Here is a 14,993-nt window from a genome sequence, read left to right as displayed (position 1 = left end):
TCAGCCCCGAGTTGTTTCTGAATCACGACTGTTTCTGAATTACTTAGACGAGACTGAATCATGGCCCTCGACATTCACGCTCACCGCATCCTGATCCTCGACTTCGGTTCGCAATACACCCAACTGATTGCCCGCCGCGTGCGCGAGATCGGTGTGTATTGCGAGCTGCACCCGTTCGACATGGACGAAGAGGCGATCCGCGAATTCGCACCTAAAGGCGTCATCCTCGCCGGCGGCCCCGAGTCCGTGCACGAAGCCAACAGCCCGCGCTGCCCACAGGCAGTCTTCGATCTGGGCGTGCCGGTCTTCGGTATCTGCTACGGCATGCAGACCATGGCCGAGCAACTGGGCGGCAAGGTTGAAGGTTCCGAGCTGCGTGAGTTCGGTTACGCCCGCGTTGACGTAGTCGGCAAGAGCCGCCTGCTCGACGGCATCGAAGACCACATCGACGCCGATGGCCTGTTCGGTCTCGACGTGTGGATGAGCCACGGTGACAAGGTCACCAAGATGCCGGAAGACTTCCACATCCTGGCCAGCACCCCAAGCTGCCCGATCGCCGGCATGTTCAACGACGAGCGCGCTTACTACGGCGTGCAGTTCCACCCGGAAGTGACCCACACCAAGCAGGGCGGTCGCATCCTCTCGCGCTTCGTGCTCGACATCTGCGGCTGTGAAGCCCTGTGGACCCCGTCGAAGATCGCTGAAGACGCCATCGCCAACATCCGCGCACAAGTCGGCACCGACAACGTGCTGCTGGGTCTGTCCGGCGGCGTTGACTCCTCGGTGGTTGCGGCGCTGCTGCACAAGGCCATCGGCGACCAGCTGACCTGCGTCTTCGTCGACAACGGCCTTCTGCGTCTGCACGAAGGCGAGCAAGTGATGGCCATGTTCGCCGAGAACATGGGCGTCAAGGTGATCCGCGCCAACGCGGAAGACCAGTTCCTGAACAACCTGGCCGGCGAAGCTGATCCAGAGAAGAAGCGCAAGATCATCGGCCGTACCTTCATCGACGTGTTCGATGCCGAATCCTGCAAGCTGGACAACATCAAGTACCTGGCGCAAGGCACCATCTACCCGGACGTGATCGAGTCGGCTGGCGCGAAAAGCGGCAAGGCGCACGTGATCAAGTCGCACCACAACGTGGGCGGCCTGCCGGAAGAAATGAACCTGAAACTGGTCGAGCCACTGCGCGAACTGTTCAAGGACGAAGTCCGTCGTCTGGGTCTGGAACTGGGCCTGCCGTACGACATGGTCTACCGTCACCCGTTCCCGGGCCCGGGTCTGGGCGTGCGCATCCTCGGTGAAGTGAAGAAGGAATACGCCGACCTGCTGCGTCGCGCCGACCATATCTTCATCGAAGAACTGCGCAAAGCCGACTGGTATCACAAAGTCAGCCAGGCCTTCGTGGTGTTCCAGCCAGTGAAATCGGTTGGCGTGGTCGGCGATGGCCGTCGTTACGCCTGGGTCGTGGCCCTGCGTGCCGTGGAAACCATCGACTTCATGACCGCACGTTGGGCACACCTGCCTTACGAACTGCTGGAAACCGTCTCCGGCCGTATCATCAATGAAATCGAAGGTATTTCGCGCGTCACTTACGACGTGTCGAGCAAGCCGCCGGCGACCATTGAGTGGGAATAATGCCGAGCAAGCCGTAAAGGCTTGATCGCTGTAACCGAAAAGCCGTGTGAAATCCGTTTCACACGGCTTTTCTGTTTTTGCGTTACAGCGGTTTTGACCAGCCACCCAGTTGCATGCCCATGTCATCCAGAGCTTGCAGCAGCGCTTTCATGCTCGGGTAGCGTTTACCGCTCACCGAAGGCCAGCCGGGGCGTTCGATGTAGAAATGTTTGCCGTCGGTGTCGATGACGGTTCGCACCAGCTCTCTCGTGCGGCTGCGATGCACAATGAACGTCATGTTAGGTTGCTGCTTCAGGGAATACATGCCGTAGCGAGGCAGCAGGGTTTCAAATTCGGTCATGGTGTGCGCGATCCAGGGAGTTTCGATTTGCAGGCGCAAGTCGCCTCTGACCAGCGCGGAACGATCGTGCGCCGTACCGCCCAAGGGCAGGATTCTTCCGGGATCGACTTCAATGCCCCGTGAAGTCCCTTCGGCGACATCCTCGACGCGAATGCCGATCGCCTCTTCCAGTTCGCTGACGCCGGCAACCCCATCAAAAGTGTTGGAGTGAGAGTTGCCCATCAGCGCCACCCATTTGTGCGCGCCGCGTGCGGACTGATCGGCACGGATCATCAGACGCGCGAAGTAATTCATCATTTTCTGCCGCGCGGTGTTGTTGCCCAATGGCAAGTCCATGCCGTTGAGTCGGTAACTCGCCATGCAATCGATGGCTTGTACATGGATCCCCTGCTTTCTGGCTTCCTTGACCAGTTCCAGGAACGTGTAGCGCTCCAGCGGATCGGTCATGTTGCCGACGTCGAGTGCCTTGAGATAGGCCTCGAGTTTTTGCGGCATGTTGCCGGTGCGGAAGAATTCATCCAGCGCGGCTTGATGGAAGTCGGTCAGCAGGTGCTCCATGTACAGGCTCTTCACCTGTTTGCTGGCGAGCAATGGCATGTTTTCGATCAGCCATTGCTTGCTGCCGATGGCCGTGTGGCTCTCGCCGATGACCAGGCCCCGGGCATGTTCGAGGATTTTTTCGATGATCTCTTCAGCGGTCGCGTCTGCCGCCAGGGCGGGCACCGGAGGACGAACGGGCAGGCGCAGCGTGCTGAAAAAATCCAGTGCATCGTGATACAGGCGTTTGCGGATGACCTTGAAATCCCTGAATGCATCGAACTCGTTCAGGCTGTCGTAGAAGTCACGCAAGGCCTCGTCATTCAGCCCGGCCGCGCCTTCCTCCAGATGCGCCTTGAGCGGTGCGGGTACGTCGTACTGCGAGGCGGGCAGGGCGGTCAGCGGGCTGCGGCTGCTTGATCCGGCCAGTGCCGGTTTGCCACCGCCGGCGAGTCCTGCGCGAGGCATGGTTTCCCATTCACCCTCAGGGTTCAGGCGTACCGGGATCGAGCGAGTAAAGCCGTGGGGGTGCTCAGGATCGATGACCGCCCAGTGTCCGCTGCCGTTGATGTCGGCTTCGTAGCGGACGTAATAGGCGGTGTCGTCCATCAGGATGGCGGTTGAGGGGTTCGAATCGAGCAGATAAATGCCCTGGAATTTTCCGGGCTCGCTCACCGGCGTAATGCCGTCGAGCAACTCATTGGCTTGCCAGCTCGGCGGAATGACCGGTCGCGGGGTGTCTTCAATCAGGGGGGTGGCAATCGGCGGCTGAGGCCCACCCATCGGCGTCCCGACTTTATCGGTCAGGTCGCTCATTTCCGCCGCTTCGGCGGCATCCACCTCGGGGCCGACCTCGGCCAGCGATCCCGGACCCTTGAGTGCCAGCAGATTGAACAGCATGTCGATGCCGTTGAGCACCGCCCCGACAATCCCGGCCTTGCGCTCGGCCGCGGTTTTGCCATTGACCGCCTGATCGATGTTCAGCCCCATGTTGGCAATGCTGGCGCCGATCACCGGCAATGCGACTGGCCAGCCGACCACCGCCATTGGCCCGAACACTTTGACCCCGGCGCTGAGGTAGCCGATCCACAGCTTCTTGCGCAGGTCACCGTTGGAGGTCAGGGACAGGCTGGCTTCGGCAAACATCGCCGTGCGGGTCGAGTCACTCAGCCAGGTGAAGGCGTCGCCACTGACCGCGCGGTTGTTCTGATTGATCAGCGAATGATCGTAGCGGCCCCACGTGGCCACCAGGCGATTCATCAGGTCACCGAGGTTGGCGTTGATCTGCTGCCGGTCGGCCAGCGAGAAATGCGCAAGGAATGTCTCGCGCGCCGCAGGTGTGTTCATCCGCTGCAGGATCCAGAAGTGCAGGTCGGTGGCGCTTTCCAGTACATGGAATGCATCGCTGTCGCCGGGCAGGTAGAGGATCTGCCGACCCTGGGGCATGACGAAACGCAGGACGTTGGTAGCGGCGTAACCGGCAATGTCCAGCGTGCGCACACTGTCCGGGCAAGGGTGGCTGGTCTGCAGCATTGGCAGGCTGACTGGCCACGTCAGCGGGCCGATCGCCGCTTGCGTGACGAACTGGAAATCCTCGCCACTCAGCTGACGTTTGTCCCGCGCCTGCAGCGCTTTGATCAGGAAGTTGCACTTGGCCAGGGTACGAAAGTCGCTGCCGCTGGTATTCCAGAAAGCGTTCAGTTGAGCGTCGTACAGTGCGCTGAAGTCGATGCTCCAGAAGTCCTTGAGCACATCGTTGCCGTGCAGGCGCACTTCATTGCGTTCATCGAAGGTGCGGGCATCGGGACCGGCAGTATAGAAACCGCCATAGACGTCGAGCAGGTCGGCGTTGTCCTGATCGGTGACGCGGAAGCGGTGAATCACCAACTGGGTCAGGGTCATGCTTGACGTGGGCGTGGCGTGCACATGCTCCCAGCCGGTGAAGGCTTTCGAACTGCTTTGCGAGGCGTCGAAGCGGTGGAAATACACTTGATCCGGATCCAGACCGTGGATCTGGTATTTGATCAACAAGTCGCTGGCGACCTGTCGAGCAGCGTCCTGCAGGCTCGGGCAGGTCTGGATGACGGTGGCGGCAATCGCCTTGAGCGCGGCCTTGTCGGCGGCGTTGGGCATCGGGTTGGGCATGTGTTTGGGCTCTCTGTCCTTGAGAAACGGGTGGCACAGGATGGCCCGGCTGTTCGATGCATGTGCACTACATAGTTATGTCACTTGATCGATCGAAATCGTGTACGCGCGAGGCGCAACTGCGTCCATCCGCCGCGCTGCCCTTACTGTTTCGCAATTGCAGGTGTATCGTATTTGCCTTTTGCGGGCCCGGTGCCCGACGCAGATACGTGAGGTAGTTGAGTTCATGTCCTTTACCCGTCGCCAAATCCTCGGTGGCCTGGCCGGTCTTGTTGTCGTTGGTGTCGGGGCGGGAGGCGCGTCGCGCTACTGGCTGGGCAAGATGGCCGATGCTGACGCGGGCCACGACTACGAGCTGATCGCGGCGCCACTGGACGTTGAATTGGTGCCAGGGCACAAGACCGAGGCCTGGGCTTTCGGCCCATCGGCGCCGGGCACCGAACTGCGTGTGCGTCAGGGCGAGTGGCTGCGGGTGCGTTTCATCAACCACCTGCCGGTGGCGACCACCATTCACTGGCACGGCATCCGTCTGCCGCTGGAGATGGACGGCGTGCCGTACGTCTCGCAATTGCCGGTGCTGCCCGGTGAATATTTCGATTACAAATTCCGCGTGCCGGACGCCGGCAGCTACTGGTATCACCCGCACGTCAGCAGCAGCGAGGAGCTGGGGCGCGGGCTGGTCGGGCCGTTGATTGTCGAAGAGCGCGAGCCCACCGGTTTCAAGTACGAAAAGACCCTGAGCCTGAAGAACTGGCACATCGACGAGCAAGGCAATTTCGTCGAGTTCAGCATTCCCCGTGAAGCGGCGCGTGGCGGTACGGCGGGGCGCTTGTCGACCATCAACGGCGTGCCAACGCCGGTGATCGAGTTGCCGGCCGGGCAGATCACCCGGGTGCGTTTGCTCAATCTCGACAACACCCTGACGTATCGCATCAACATTCCCGGCGTTGAAGCGCAGATCTATGCGCTGGACGGCAACCCGATCGAGCCGCGGCCGCTGGGCAAGGAATACTGGCTCGGCCCCGGCATGCGCATTTGCCTGGCGATCAAGGCGCCGGCGGCGGGTGAAGAGTTGTCGCTGCGCAACGGCCCGGTGCGTCTGGGGACTCTGCGCTCGGTGGCCAATAACGATGCGCCGACCGAGTGGCCGAAAGCCTTGCCCGCCAACCCGGTGGCCGAACCGGATCTGGCGAATGCCGAGAAACTCAACTTCAATTTCGAATGGGTCGGTTCGGTGTCGGTGAATGTCGACAACGGAAAGCCACCGAGCCTGTGGCAGATCAACGGCAAGGCCTGGGACATCACCGACAAGACCTGCGCCGATCGGCCGATTGCCAGCCTGAAGCTGGGCCATAGCTACATCTTCGAACTGAAGAACATGACCCAGTACCAGCACCCGATTCACCTGCACGGCATGAGCTTCAAGGTGATTGCGTCGAACCGGCACAAGATCACTCCGTACTTCACCGACACCTATCTGCTGGGCAAGAACGAGCGTGCGCAAGTGGCGCTGGTGGCGGATAACCCGGGGGTATGGATGTTCCATTGCCACGTGATCGACCACATGGAAACCGGCCTGATGGCCGCCATCGAGGTGAAGTGATGCGCCAGATTCGCCCCGCCGCGATCATCGACCGCAGCCGTGACCGCGATTTCATGCGCGAAGCGCTGGAGCTTGCTGCCCAAGGCGCAGCCCTCGGCGAAGTGCCGGTGGGCGCGGTGCTGGTGCAGAGCGGCGAGATCATCGGGCGTGGCTACAACTGCCCGATCACCACCAGCGACCCGAGTGCCCACGCGGAAATGGTCGCGATCCGCGCTGCTGCCCAGGCCATCAACAACTATCGCCTGCCCGGCAGCACGCTGTACGTGACGCTGGAACCGTGCAGCATGTGCGCCGGGCTGATCGTGCATTCACGCATTGCGCGGGTGGTGTATGGCGCGCTGGAGCCGAAGGCCGGGATTGTGCAGAGTCAGGGCCAGTTCTTTACCCAGGGCTTTTTGAATCACCGGGTGTTGTATGAAGGTGGGGTGCTGGCCGAAGAATGTGGAGCAGTGCTGACCGAATTCTTCAGAGCCCGTCGCGCAAAACCATCTGAATAAACACAACCCCCCAATGTGGGAGCGGGCTTGCTCGCACAGGGGGGATCTCCCGTGTAGGGGAGATCGGGTTATTTCTTCGCGACAATCACCGCGCGCATCGGCGCCGGCAGCCCTTCGATGGTCTTGCTGTGATCCTCGGGATCAAGGAAGTCGCTCAACGATTGATACTTCATCCACTCGGTACCGCGTTGTTCTTCAACGGTGGTGGTGCTGACGTCCACGCATTTCACATCGGTGAAACCTGCCCGCCGCAGCCACAACTCCAGCGCCGGTACCGATGGTAGGAACCACACGTTGCGCATCTGCGCGTAGCGATCTTCCGGCACCAGCACTTGATGCTTGTCGCCTTCAACCACTAGCGTTTCCAGCACCAGCTCGCCACCCTTGACCAGGCAATCCTTCAGCGCCAGCAAATGCTCGATCGGCGAACGACGGTGGTAGAACACGCCCATCGAGAACACTGTGTCGAAGCCTTCGAGGTTCGGCGGCAGGTCTTCGAACGGGAACGGCAGGTGCCAGGCATTCGGCTCGGACAGATAACGCTGCACGGCCTGGAACTGGCAGAAGAACAGCCAGTTCGGATCGACGCCGATCACGCTGTCGGCACCGGCGCCGAGCATGCGCCACATGTAATAGCCGTTGCCGCAACCGACGTCGAGGATGCGTTTGCCCTTCAGGTCCAGATGCGGGGCGACCCGCGACCACTTCCAGTCCGAGCGCCATTCGGTGTCGACGTGTACGCCGAACAGGTCGAACGGCCCCTTGCGCCACGGCGACAGGCCCATCAGCGCGGTGCGCATCTGCGCGCGGGTTTCGTCGTCGCAGTCGGTGTCGAGTTTCAGGCCGTTGAGCAGATCGACTTCAGTCGGCTGGAGTTTCGGCAACGCGTCCAGCGCGCTCTGCCAGCGCTCCAGATCGCCGTGACCTTTCTGCATTTTCTTGTCGAGTTGCACTTGCAAGGTGTTGGCCCAGTCGGCCAGCGGGGTGCCGGCCAGACGGCGGGCGAGGGGGGACAGATCAATCATGGCAAGGCAATCAACGAGGCAAAGTTAAGACACTGGAACCACGGCACGACTTTCGAGAACCCGGCGGCCAACAGGCGTTCGCGGTGTTCTTCGAGGCTGTCGGGCTTCATGACGTTTTCGATGGCGCTGCGCTTCTGGGCAATTTCCAGTTCGCTGTAGCCGTTGGCGCGTTTGAACGCGACATGCAGATCGGTGAGCAGCGCGTGTTCTTCGGCATCGTTGAAGCGCAGCTTCTCCGACAGAATCAGCGCGCCGCCGGGCAGCAGCGACTGGCGGATACGCGAAAGCAACGCGGTGCGCTGCTCCGGGGCGATGAATTGCAGGGTGAAGTTCAGCGCCACCACCGAGGCCGGTTTGAATTCGAGCGCGAGAATGTCGCCTTCGATCACTTCGACCGGTAACAACTCCTGGAACATCGAATCCTGACCGTTGAGGTATTCACGGCAGCGTTCGACCATCGCCGCCGAGTTATCCACCGCGATCACCCGGCAACCGTCGGTGCGCACGTGACGGCGCAAGGCTTGAGTCACGGCGCCGAGCGAAGCACCGAGGTCGTACAGAACGCTGTTCGGTTGAGCGAATTGCGCCGCGAGTACGCCGAGGTTTTCGACGATGGTCGGGTAACCCGGCACCGAGCGCTTGATCATGTCCGGGAACACCCGCACCACGTCCTCGTTGAAGGCGAAGTCAGGCACCTGGGCCATCGGCTGGGCGAAAATGCGATCGGGTTCTTTGCTCACGGCGGTTCCGGCGGTGTTGATGAAAAGGCCGGCATTTTAGCCAAAGTGGCGTCGGGATGCTTGGGTTGTCCGACGTGGCGAGGGGATTTATCCCCGATGGGCTGCGAAGCAGCCCCAAGATCTGTGCCTGCGGTCTGTCTGACATACCTGATTGACCGGTTTCAGGGCCGCTGCGCAGCCCATCGGGGATAAATCCCCTCACTACAAAGTTAGCGGTGTTTCACGGAAAACGCCGAAGCGGCAATCCCCCACTGCCCCAGCCAGTAACTGAGGATGATCACGTACGGCGCGGCGTGGAATGGCGATACGAAGCGATCAATGCCGATCACACTGTCGGAGAACACGAACGCCAGCGCACCCGCCGCCGCCAGCAGCGCCGATCGCTTGGGCACATCGGTGCCGAGGCGGGCGAGGGCGCGCCAGAGCATGGCGCTGATCGCGGTGCCATAGACGACCACTGGCACTAGCAACGGCCCGAGGCCACTGGAAATCAAAATCCCCAGCAGCACCGCGCCGACGCCGAGCGCGAGCACCAGCGGCAAGAGCGCCAAACGCTTGCAATCGCTGAGGTAAGCCTTGAGATACGCCAGATGCGCCACCAGAAACGCCCCCAGGCCAAACACAAACAAATCCCCCGGCCACGCCAGCAACACGTCACCGAGCACAGAGAAAATCAGCCCCAGACTGATCCAGCGTCGATAGTCGCTGGGTGGCGCATCGTGCAGCCAGCCGAGCAGCGCCAGCACCGGTAACGGTTTGACCAGCAGGCAGAGCAATGCCGCATGCGTGCTCACACCGTAGAGAAACGTCACCGCGCCCATCAGCGCCAGAATCAGCCAGCCCACGATCAGTTCACCGAAATGGCGCAGTCGAAGGTTTCTGCCGGTTCAACTTCCGGTTCCCACGGCTGCTGCGAGGTCAGGCGCAGGCGGCCGTTGCCGGTGGCAAAGGCCTGGAAGCGCCAGGTGGAAAAACCGCCCGCGCCGACCATGCCGGAATCTTTCGGACTGCTGTAAACCTCAGGGCTGAGTGCATGTAGCACGCCGCCGGCGGAATCCTGAATTGCCCAGCGATAGCCCGTGGTCGGGTTGCTCGGCAGCATCACGATCAGATTTTGACCGTTGGTGAGACGCACGGGGCATTCGCTCTGGTTTTCCACGGTCACGTTCTGTTTTGGCTGCGTGGCGCAGGCGGCCAGCAAAGAGAGGGCGAGAGGGACAAACAGGCGAGTGGCGGACATAGGCTCAGTGGCTCCGGCGTTGACGACGAACGGCGAGCATAACTGAGAATGAGACAAAGTGTGTCGCGGAGCGTGTGGATTGGTCACGGATAACGGCTTAACCGAGCGCGGCGGTCAAGCCGTTCAGAACCCGTGTCGGGTTTAATCAGTGGACAGATAAATGTCAAAGTCGGCGTTGATATTCAAGATCGCCCCTGCGGGTGGGCGGGCCTTCATGGTTAAACTTTTTGCGACATAACGACGCTCATCGAAAACTTCAAGTTCAATAGTCGCTTCTAAGGTTTCAAAGTTTAAATTTATATATTTTTCGCCTATTCGGCGTACTTCGCTGTATAGCAATTTTGTAATTGGGCTGAGCGGATCCGGGTAGCGGTACGTTCCAGAGGTGATTCCTTTTTTCAAATAAATTTCAAATCCGCGTGCGTCGCTTGTCCTGTCACTGTCCAAGGGTTGAATTCCGCTACGGCTAAGAAAATTAATGTCAGGAATCAGAAATAGCGTGTCGTAGCTCAGGCTTGAGGATTGGTAGGGGGCTCTTGCGAAAGAGGTTTCACCGGGATTGAGTGAGGTTGGGAATGTCGCATTGAATTTGCCCGTTATATTCTGCGGGACAGCATCCGAAGTGCGTGCCTCAGTAGAAGAGGAGTTGGATACGTTGACTTGTCCTGAGGGGAGGGCGGTGAAGTGCAATACAACATCGAAGTGGGAGTTTACTGTAAGGGTTTCTCCATTGATCAGTACGTCGAAGTCGAGTTTGCCCGAGTAACGACGGCCATCTTCGGTGATCTTTAGCTCAAGTCTGGCGTTTGTTGCTATGTGGCTCGTATCGTAGAAACCGATGCCGACTTTTTGCACTTCACTGTAAATCACGTTTCTTATAGCGCCTTCCGGAGGAAACTCATAGGTGCCAGGCGCAAGATCGGATCTGAATATAATCCTGATACTTCGACGATCATTGGTGATGGATTGGCTGTCAGGACTTGAACTTGAGGTGCTGTAAAAATCCAGATACTCAGGTGCGGCAGCCAGATTGTTTTGGAGTTGTTGAGATTGGTATTGATACCGTGCTGCGCCCGAAACAGTGTCGCTGGTAAATGTCGCCTTGAATTCTCCGGAGAGATTTTGCAGAGTACCTGCAGGGGTAGCGTTCAGATTTTCCATTGTGTGCTCGCTTTTGGAAGCCAATTGAGCACGCAGTATCAATAGCGCAGTTGAGAAAAGGTACTGTCAGACTTGACAGTTGTTTAGGCTGTTTTGTGCTGTCTTTTATGTTTTTAACAAACTAACCGAAATAAAAAAGCGTTGCAGGCGCGAGCCTGCAGCGCTTTTATTGCCTCAGGGTTAGAACAACACCTTCGCCACATCCGCAAAGCGCTTGGCAAAGTGCACCGTAATCCCTTCCTTCAGATAATCCGGCAACGTAGCGTCGGCCGATGCAAAAATGCTGACTTTGATCAGCAGCAGACTATTGATGGATCATGGTAAATGAGCAAATAACAGGAAAACTTTCGTCACTGCCCTCTTTTGTGAAACTTATATCCATCGCACAGGAGTAGCGATGGGTGGCAGGGTCAAGGTTGAGAAAAATAACGCCTTCTCCCGGAATGGTCCTAAAAAAATCGGCGTTAAAATTTCCGTCATATCCGACTCTGATATTTTCTGCAGGAAAGTTATGCCAGCCATTGTCCGGATACTTCTGGTCTTTTTTTGTCAGGAAAACCCTGACGTTTCTTGAAAAATTCGGTTGGTCAGGACGGTGGTATATTCCTTCCAGGGCTAGGGTTTCTTTATGAGTACTTATGATTAGTTTATCGGTCGAGAAGTTGACGTCCTCTGGAATGTAGGCTGTCAAAATACCGCGAGCAAATGTCCTTGCATCTTTTGAGTTATTCATCTTGAAGCTCCTGTGTCTAACTTGGGGGGAGAAACAAGGTAGAGCTTATTCAAGATAGAAAACTTCGGAACTGTCAGAAATGTCAGTTTTTTATATCGCTTGGCAATTAAGAAGTGCACGGCTATGCGAAGAAGTATTGGTCGTTATCGTTGTTTGATTGATAACGACCAATGTCTGAATCAGAACAAAACTTTCGCTACATCCGCAAAGCGCTTGGCAAAGTGCACGGTAATGCCTTCCTTCAGATAATCCGGCAACTCCTCGAAGTTGCCCCGGTTCGGCTCCGGCAGGATCAGTTCGAAGATCTTCTGCCGCCGCGCCGCGATCACCTTCTCACGCACTCCGCCAATCGGCAGCACATGCCCGGTCAGCGTCAGTTCGCCGGTCATCGCCACGCCTTTTTTCGGCGGCTGATTGCGGGCGAGCGAGAGCAGGGCGCTGGCCATGGTCACGCCGGCGCTCGGGCCGTCTTTCGGTGTGGCACCTTCGGGTACGTGCAGGTGGACGAAGGCTTCATCGAAGAATTTCGCATCGCCGCCAAACTGTTTCAGGTGCGAGCTGACGTAGCTGTAGGCGATCTCCGCCGACTCTTTCATTACATCGCCCAGTTGTCCGGTGAGTTTGAACCCCCGGTTAAGCGTGTGGATCCGCGTGGCTTCGATCGGCAGGGTTGCGCCGCCCATGCTGGTCCAGGCCAGACCGGTGATCACACCGGTGCCCGACAGCACTTGTTCATTGCGGAACACCGGATGGCCCAGCGAGGCTTCGAGGTCTTTCGGGCCAAGCTTGATCACCGCTTTCGGGTCGTCGATCAGCTTCATCACCGCCTTGCGCACCAGTTTGCCCATCTGTTTTTCCAGCTGGCGCACCCCGGCCTCACGGGCGTAACCGTCGATCAAGGCTTTGAGCGCGCTGTCGCTGATGCTCAGGCTGCCCTTGGACACGCCAGCCTTTTCCAGCAGTTTCGGCCACAGGTGGCGCTTGGCGATGGCGACTTTTTCTTCGGTGATGTAGCCCGACAGGCGAATCACTTCCATCCGGTCCAGCAACGGCCCGGGAATCGAATCCAGGGTGTTGGCGGTGCACACGAACAGGACTTTCGACAGGTCCATGCGCAGGTCGAGGTAGTGGTCGAGGAATTCGACGTTCTGTTCCGGATCGAGGGTTTCCAACAGCGCCGAGGCCGGGTCGCCCTGGTAGCTCTGGCCCATCTTGTCGATCTCGTCGAGCATGATCACCGGGTTCATCACTTCGACGTCTTTCAGCGCCTGCACCAGTTTGCCCGGCTGCGCGCCGATGTAGGTGCGGCGGTGGCCCTTGATCTCGGCTTCGTCACGCATGCCGCCGAGGCTGAAGCGGTAGAACGGTCGGCCGAGGGATTCGGCGATGGATTTGCCGACGCTGGTTTTACCCACGCCCGGCGGGCCGACCAGCAGCACGATTGAGCCGCTGATCTCGCCTTTGTAGGCACCGACCGCGAGGAATTCGAGGATGCGGTCCTTGATGTCGTCGAGGCCGGCGTGGTGTTTGTCGAGCACCTTGCGCGCGTGTTTGAGGTCGAGTTTGTCCTCGCCGTACACGCCCCACGGCACCGAGGTCGCCCAGTCGAGGTAGTTGCGGGTGACCGCGTACTCTGGCGAGCCGGTCTCGAGGATCGACAGTTTGTTCATTTCCTCTTCGATGCGTTTCTGCGCCTGTGGCGAGAGGACTTTGCCTTCCAGGCGTTGTTCGAACTGTTCAAGGTCGGCGCTGCGGTCGTCCTTGGTCAGGCCGAGTTCCTGCTGGATCACCTTGAGCTGTTCTTTGAGGAAGAACTCGCGTTGGTGCTCGCCGATCTTGCGGTTCACTTCGGCGGAGATCTCTTTCTGCAGGCGCGCAACTTCGACTTCCTTGCGCAGCATCGGCAGGACTTTTTCCATGCGCTTGAGCATCGGTACGCAGTCGAGCACTTCTTGCAGTTCATTACCTGTCGCCGAAGTGAGGGCGGCGGCGAAGTCGGTCAGCGGCGACGGATCGTTGGGGCTGAAGCGGTTTAGGTAGTTCTTCAGCTCTTCGCTGTACAGCGGATTGAGCGGCAGCAGTTCCTTGATCGCGTTGATCAGCGCCATGCCGTAGGCCTTGACCTCGTCGGTCGGCTCGGTCGGCTGGTGCGGGTATTCGACTTCCACCAGGTACGGCGGGCGGTGGTGTTTGAGCCAGGTCTTGATGCGCACGCGGCTCAGGCCCTGGGCGACGAACTGCAGTTTGCCGTTTTCGCGGCTGGCGTGGTGGACTTTGACCAGGGTGCCGTATTCGGGGAGGGCGCCGGTGTTGAAGTGGCGCGGGTCTTCCTGGGGCGTGTCCATGAAGAACAGGGCCAGGGAGTGGTGGTCGGATTTGCTCACCAGATCGAGGGTTTCGGCCCAGGGTTCTTCGTTGACGATGACCGGCAGCACTTGGGCCGGGAAGAACGGGCGGTTGTGGATCGGGATGACGTAGACCTTGTCCGGCAGGTTCTGGCCGGGCAGGGCCAGGCCTTTGCCGGATGAGGTGTGTTCGATGTGTTCTGCTTCGGTGTAGTCGTCTGGGTTGTCCGGGAATTCTTGCTGGTCGCTCATGGGGCACCTGCGCAATGGGGTATGGGTCTTAGATGGGGCAGGCTTTGGGTGGTTTCAATGGGGGGCGGTGTTTCTGCTTGTGCGTTCAGGGTTTTGACAGGCGTCACGCTTTGGACTTGGCGGCCTTTGGGCCGACCATGTTCATGGGGTTTTGGGTGTTTATCCGTTTTTTTGGGTGTGGCGGCTGGCGGTTTCGCCCTTACGGCGAGTCACCTTTTCCAGACGCCGAAAAGGTAACCGAAAAGGCTTGCTCCTGCGTTCGGCCCGCTCGCTGGGGCTCGGGGTTCCTTCGCTGCGGGACTGATCCGTGGGGCAGCGCCTCCGGTTTGCTTCGCTGCACCTCCTCTCGCTGTGTTTGGCTGCGCCAAACGGTCGCTGCGCTCCCACCCCCGGATCAATCCCTCCACTCAGCCTTCCGACGTCGCCCGAGGATCAAGATCAAGAGCGGTACTCGAGCTTGCGCTCATTGTTTTGAGTGGGGCGGCTGCGCCGCATGGGGCATGCACAAATCAAAGCTGTGGGAGCTGGCTTGCCAGCGATGGCGGCCTGACAGCCGACCAATCTCTACCTGAATGCACCGGGTTCAAACTGTAGGAGTGAGCCTGCTCGCGATGGCGGCCTACGAGCCGACCAATCTCCACCTGACTCAACCAATTCCACTGTGGGAGCGGGCTTGCTCGCGAAAGCGGTGTGTCAGTCACCGCAAGTGTTGGATGTGCTGACGCTTTCGCGAGCAA

General features: G+C 59.2%; 11 protein-coding genes and 1 pseudogene. 3 read left to right on the top strand and 9 right to left on the bottom strand.

What is annotated here, in order from left to right; all coding sequences use genetic code 11:
- Window positions 1-60 precede the first annotated feature (60 nt).
- Window positions 61-1,638, top strand: coding sequence for a glutamine-hydrolyzing GMP synthase (gene guaA / locus AC3WMV_RS07730; RefSeq protein ID WP_027612122.1), 1,578 nt, complete (start codon window positions 61-63; stop codon window positions 1,636-1,638).
- Between the two features lie 82 nt (window positions 1,639-1,720).
- Here the strand turns inward: guaA and AC3WMV_RS07725 are convergent, their stop codons facing one another.
- The gene (locus AC3WMV_RS07725; protein ID WP_103367348.1) at window positions 1,721-4,660 is read right to left on the bottom strand and encodes a membrane-targeted effector domain-containing toxin; all 2,940 of its coding nucleotides are present in this window, start codon (window positions 4,658-4,660) and stop codon (window positions 1,721-1,723) included.
- A 226-nt stretch (window positions 4,661-4,886) separates the two neighbouring features.
- Between AC3WMV_RS07725 and AC3WMV_RS07720 the strand changes: the two genes are divergently transcribed.
- Window positions 4,887-6,263: a multicopper oxidase family protein gene (locus AC3WMV_RS07720; protein ID WP_103367349.1), complete on the top strand. Its 1,377-nt coding sequence runs from the start codon at window positions 4,887-4,889 to the stop codon at window positions 6,261-6,263.
- A complete protein-coding gene (tadA, locus tag AC3WMV_RS07715) occupies window positions 6,263-6,760 on the top strand; it encodes a tRNA adenosine(34) deaminase TadA (protein ID WP_103367350.1) in 498 nt (165 codons plus the stop codon). Before AC3WMV_RS07720 ends, tadA begins: the two co-directional genes overlap by 1 nt.
- 68 nt (window positions 6,761-6,828) lie before the next feature.
- Here tadA and cmoB read toward each other — a convergent pair whose 3' ends face one another.
- The 8 genes and pseudogenes from cmoB to lon form a co-directional block, all read right to left on the bottom strand.
- Entirely contained in the window at window positions 6,829-7,785 is a 957-nt protein-coding gene (gene cmoB / locus AC3WMV_RS07710; RefSeq protein WP_103367351.1) for a tRNA 5-methoxyuridine(34)/uridine 5-oxyacetic acid(34) synthase CmoB, read from the bottom strand.
- Window positions 7,782-8,489 carry a carboxy-S-adenosyl-L-methionine synthase CmoA gene (cmoA, locus tag AC3WMV_RS07705; protein WP_219737930.1) on the bottom strand — a complete coding sequence of 236 codons (708 nt, stop codon included), beginning with the start codon at window positions 8,487-8,489 and terminating at the stop codon, window positions 7,782-7,784. Before cmoA ends, cmoB begins: the two co-directional genes overlap by 4 nt.
- Before the next feature lie 245 nt (window positions 8,490-8,734).
- Entirely contained in the window at window positions 8,735-9,370 is a 636-nt protein-coding gene (locus AC3WMV_RS07700) for a lysoplasmalogenase (protein ID WP_177408920.1), read from the bottom strand.
- Window positions 9,371-9,372: 2 nt separating this feature from the next.
- Window positions 9,373-9,765, bottom strand: coding sequence for a protease inhibitor I42 family protein (locus AC3WMV_RS07695; protein ID WP_096795534.1), 393 nt, complete (start codon window positions 9,763-9,765; stop codon window positions 9,373-9,375).
- A gap of 141 nt (window positions 9,766-9,906) precedes the next feature.
- Entirely contained in the window at window positions 9,907-10,926 is a 1,020-nt protein-coding gene (locus tag AC3WMV_RS07690) for a hypothetical protein (protein ID WP_097086115.1), read from the bottom strand.
- Window positions 10,927-11,106: 180 nt separating this feature from the next.
- A pseudogene (locus AC3WMV_RS07685) lies at window positions 11,107-11,184 on the bottom strand (hypothetical protein); the annotation flags it as partial.
- 46 nt (window positions 11,185-11,230) lie between these two features.
- Window positions 11,231-11,659, bottom strand: a complete 429-nt coding sequence (locus AC3WMV_RS07680) for a hypothetical protein (protein ID WP_097086113.1) — start codon at window positions 11,657-11,659, stop codon at window positions 11,231-11,233.
- 179 nt (window positions 11,660-11,838) lie between these two features.
- Window positions 11,839-14,256, bottom strand: coding sequence for an endopeptidase La (gene lon / locus AC3WMV_RS07675; RefSeq protein ID WP_103367352.1), 2,418 nt, complete (start codon window positions 14,254-14,256; stop codon window positions 11,839-11,841).
- Between the last annotated feature and the right edge of the window lie 737 nt (window positions 14,257-14,993).

The organism is Pseudomonas sp. FW305-3-2-15-E-TSA4 (assembly GCF_058787295.1).
The sequence above is the reverse complement of the archived record's forward strand: the minus strand, read 5'-3'. Positions and strand labels throughout refer to the sequence as shown.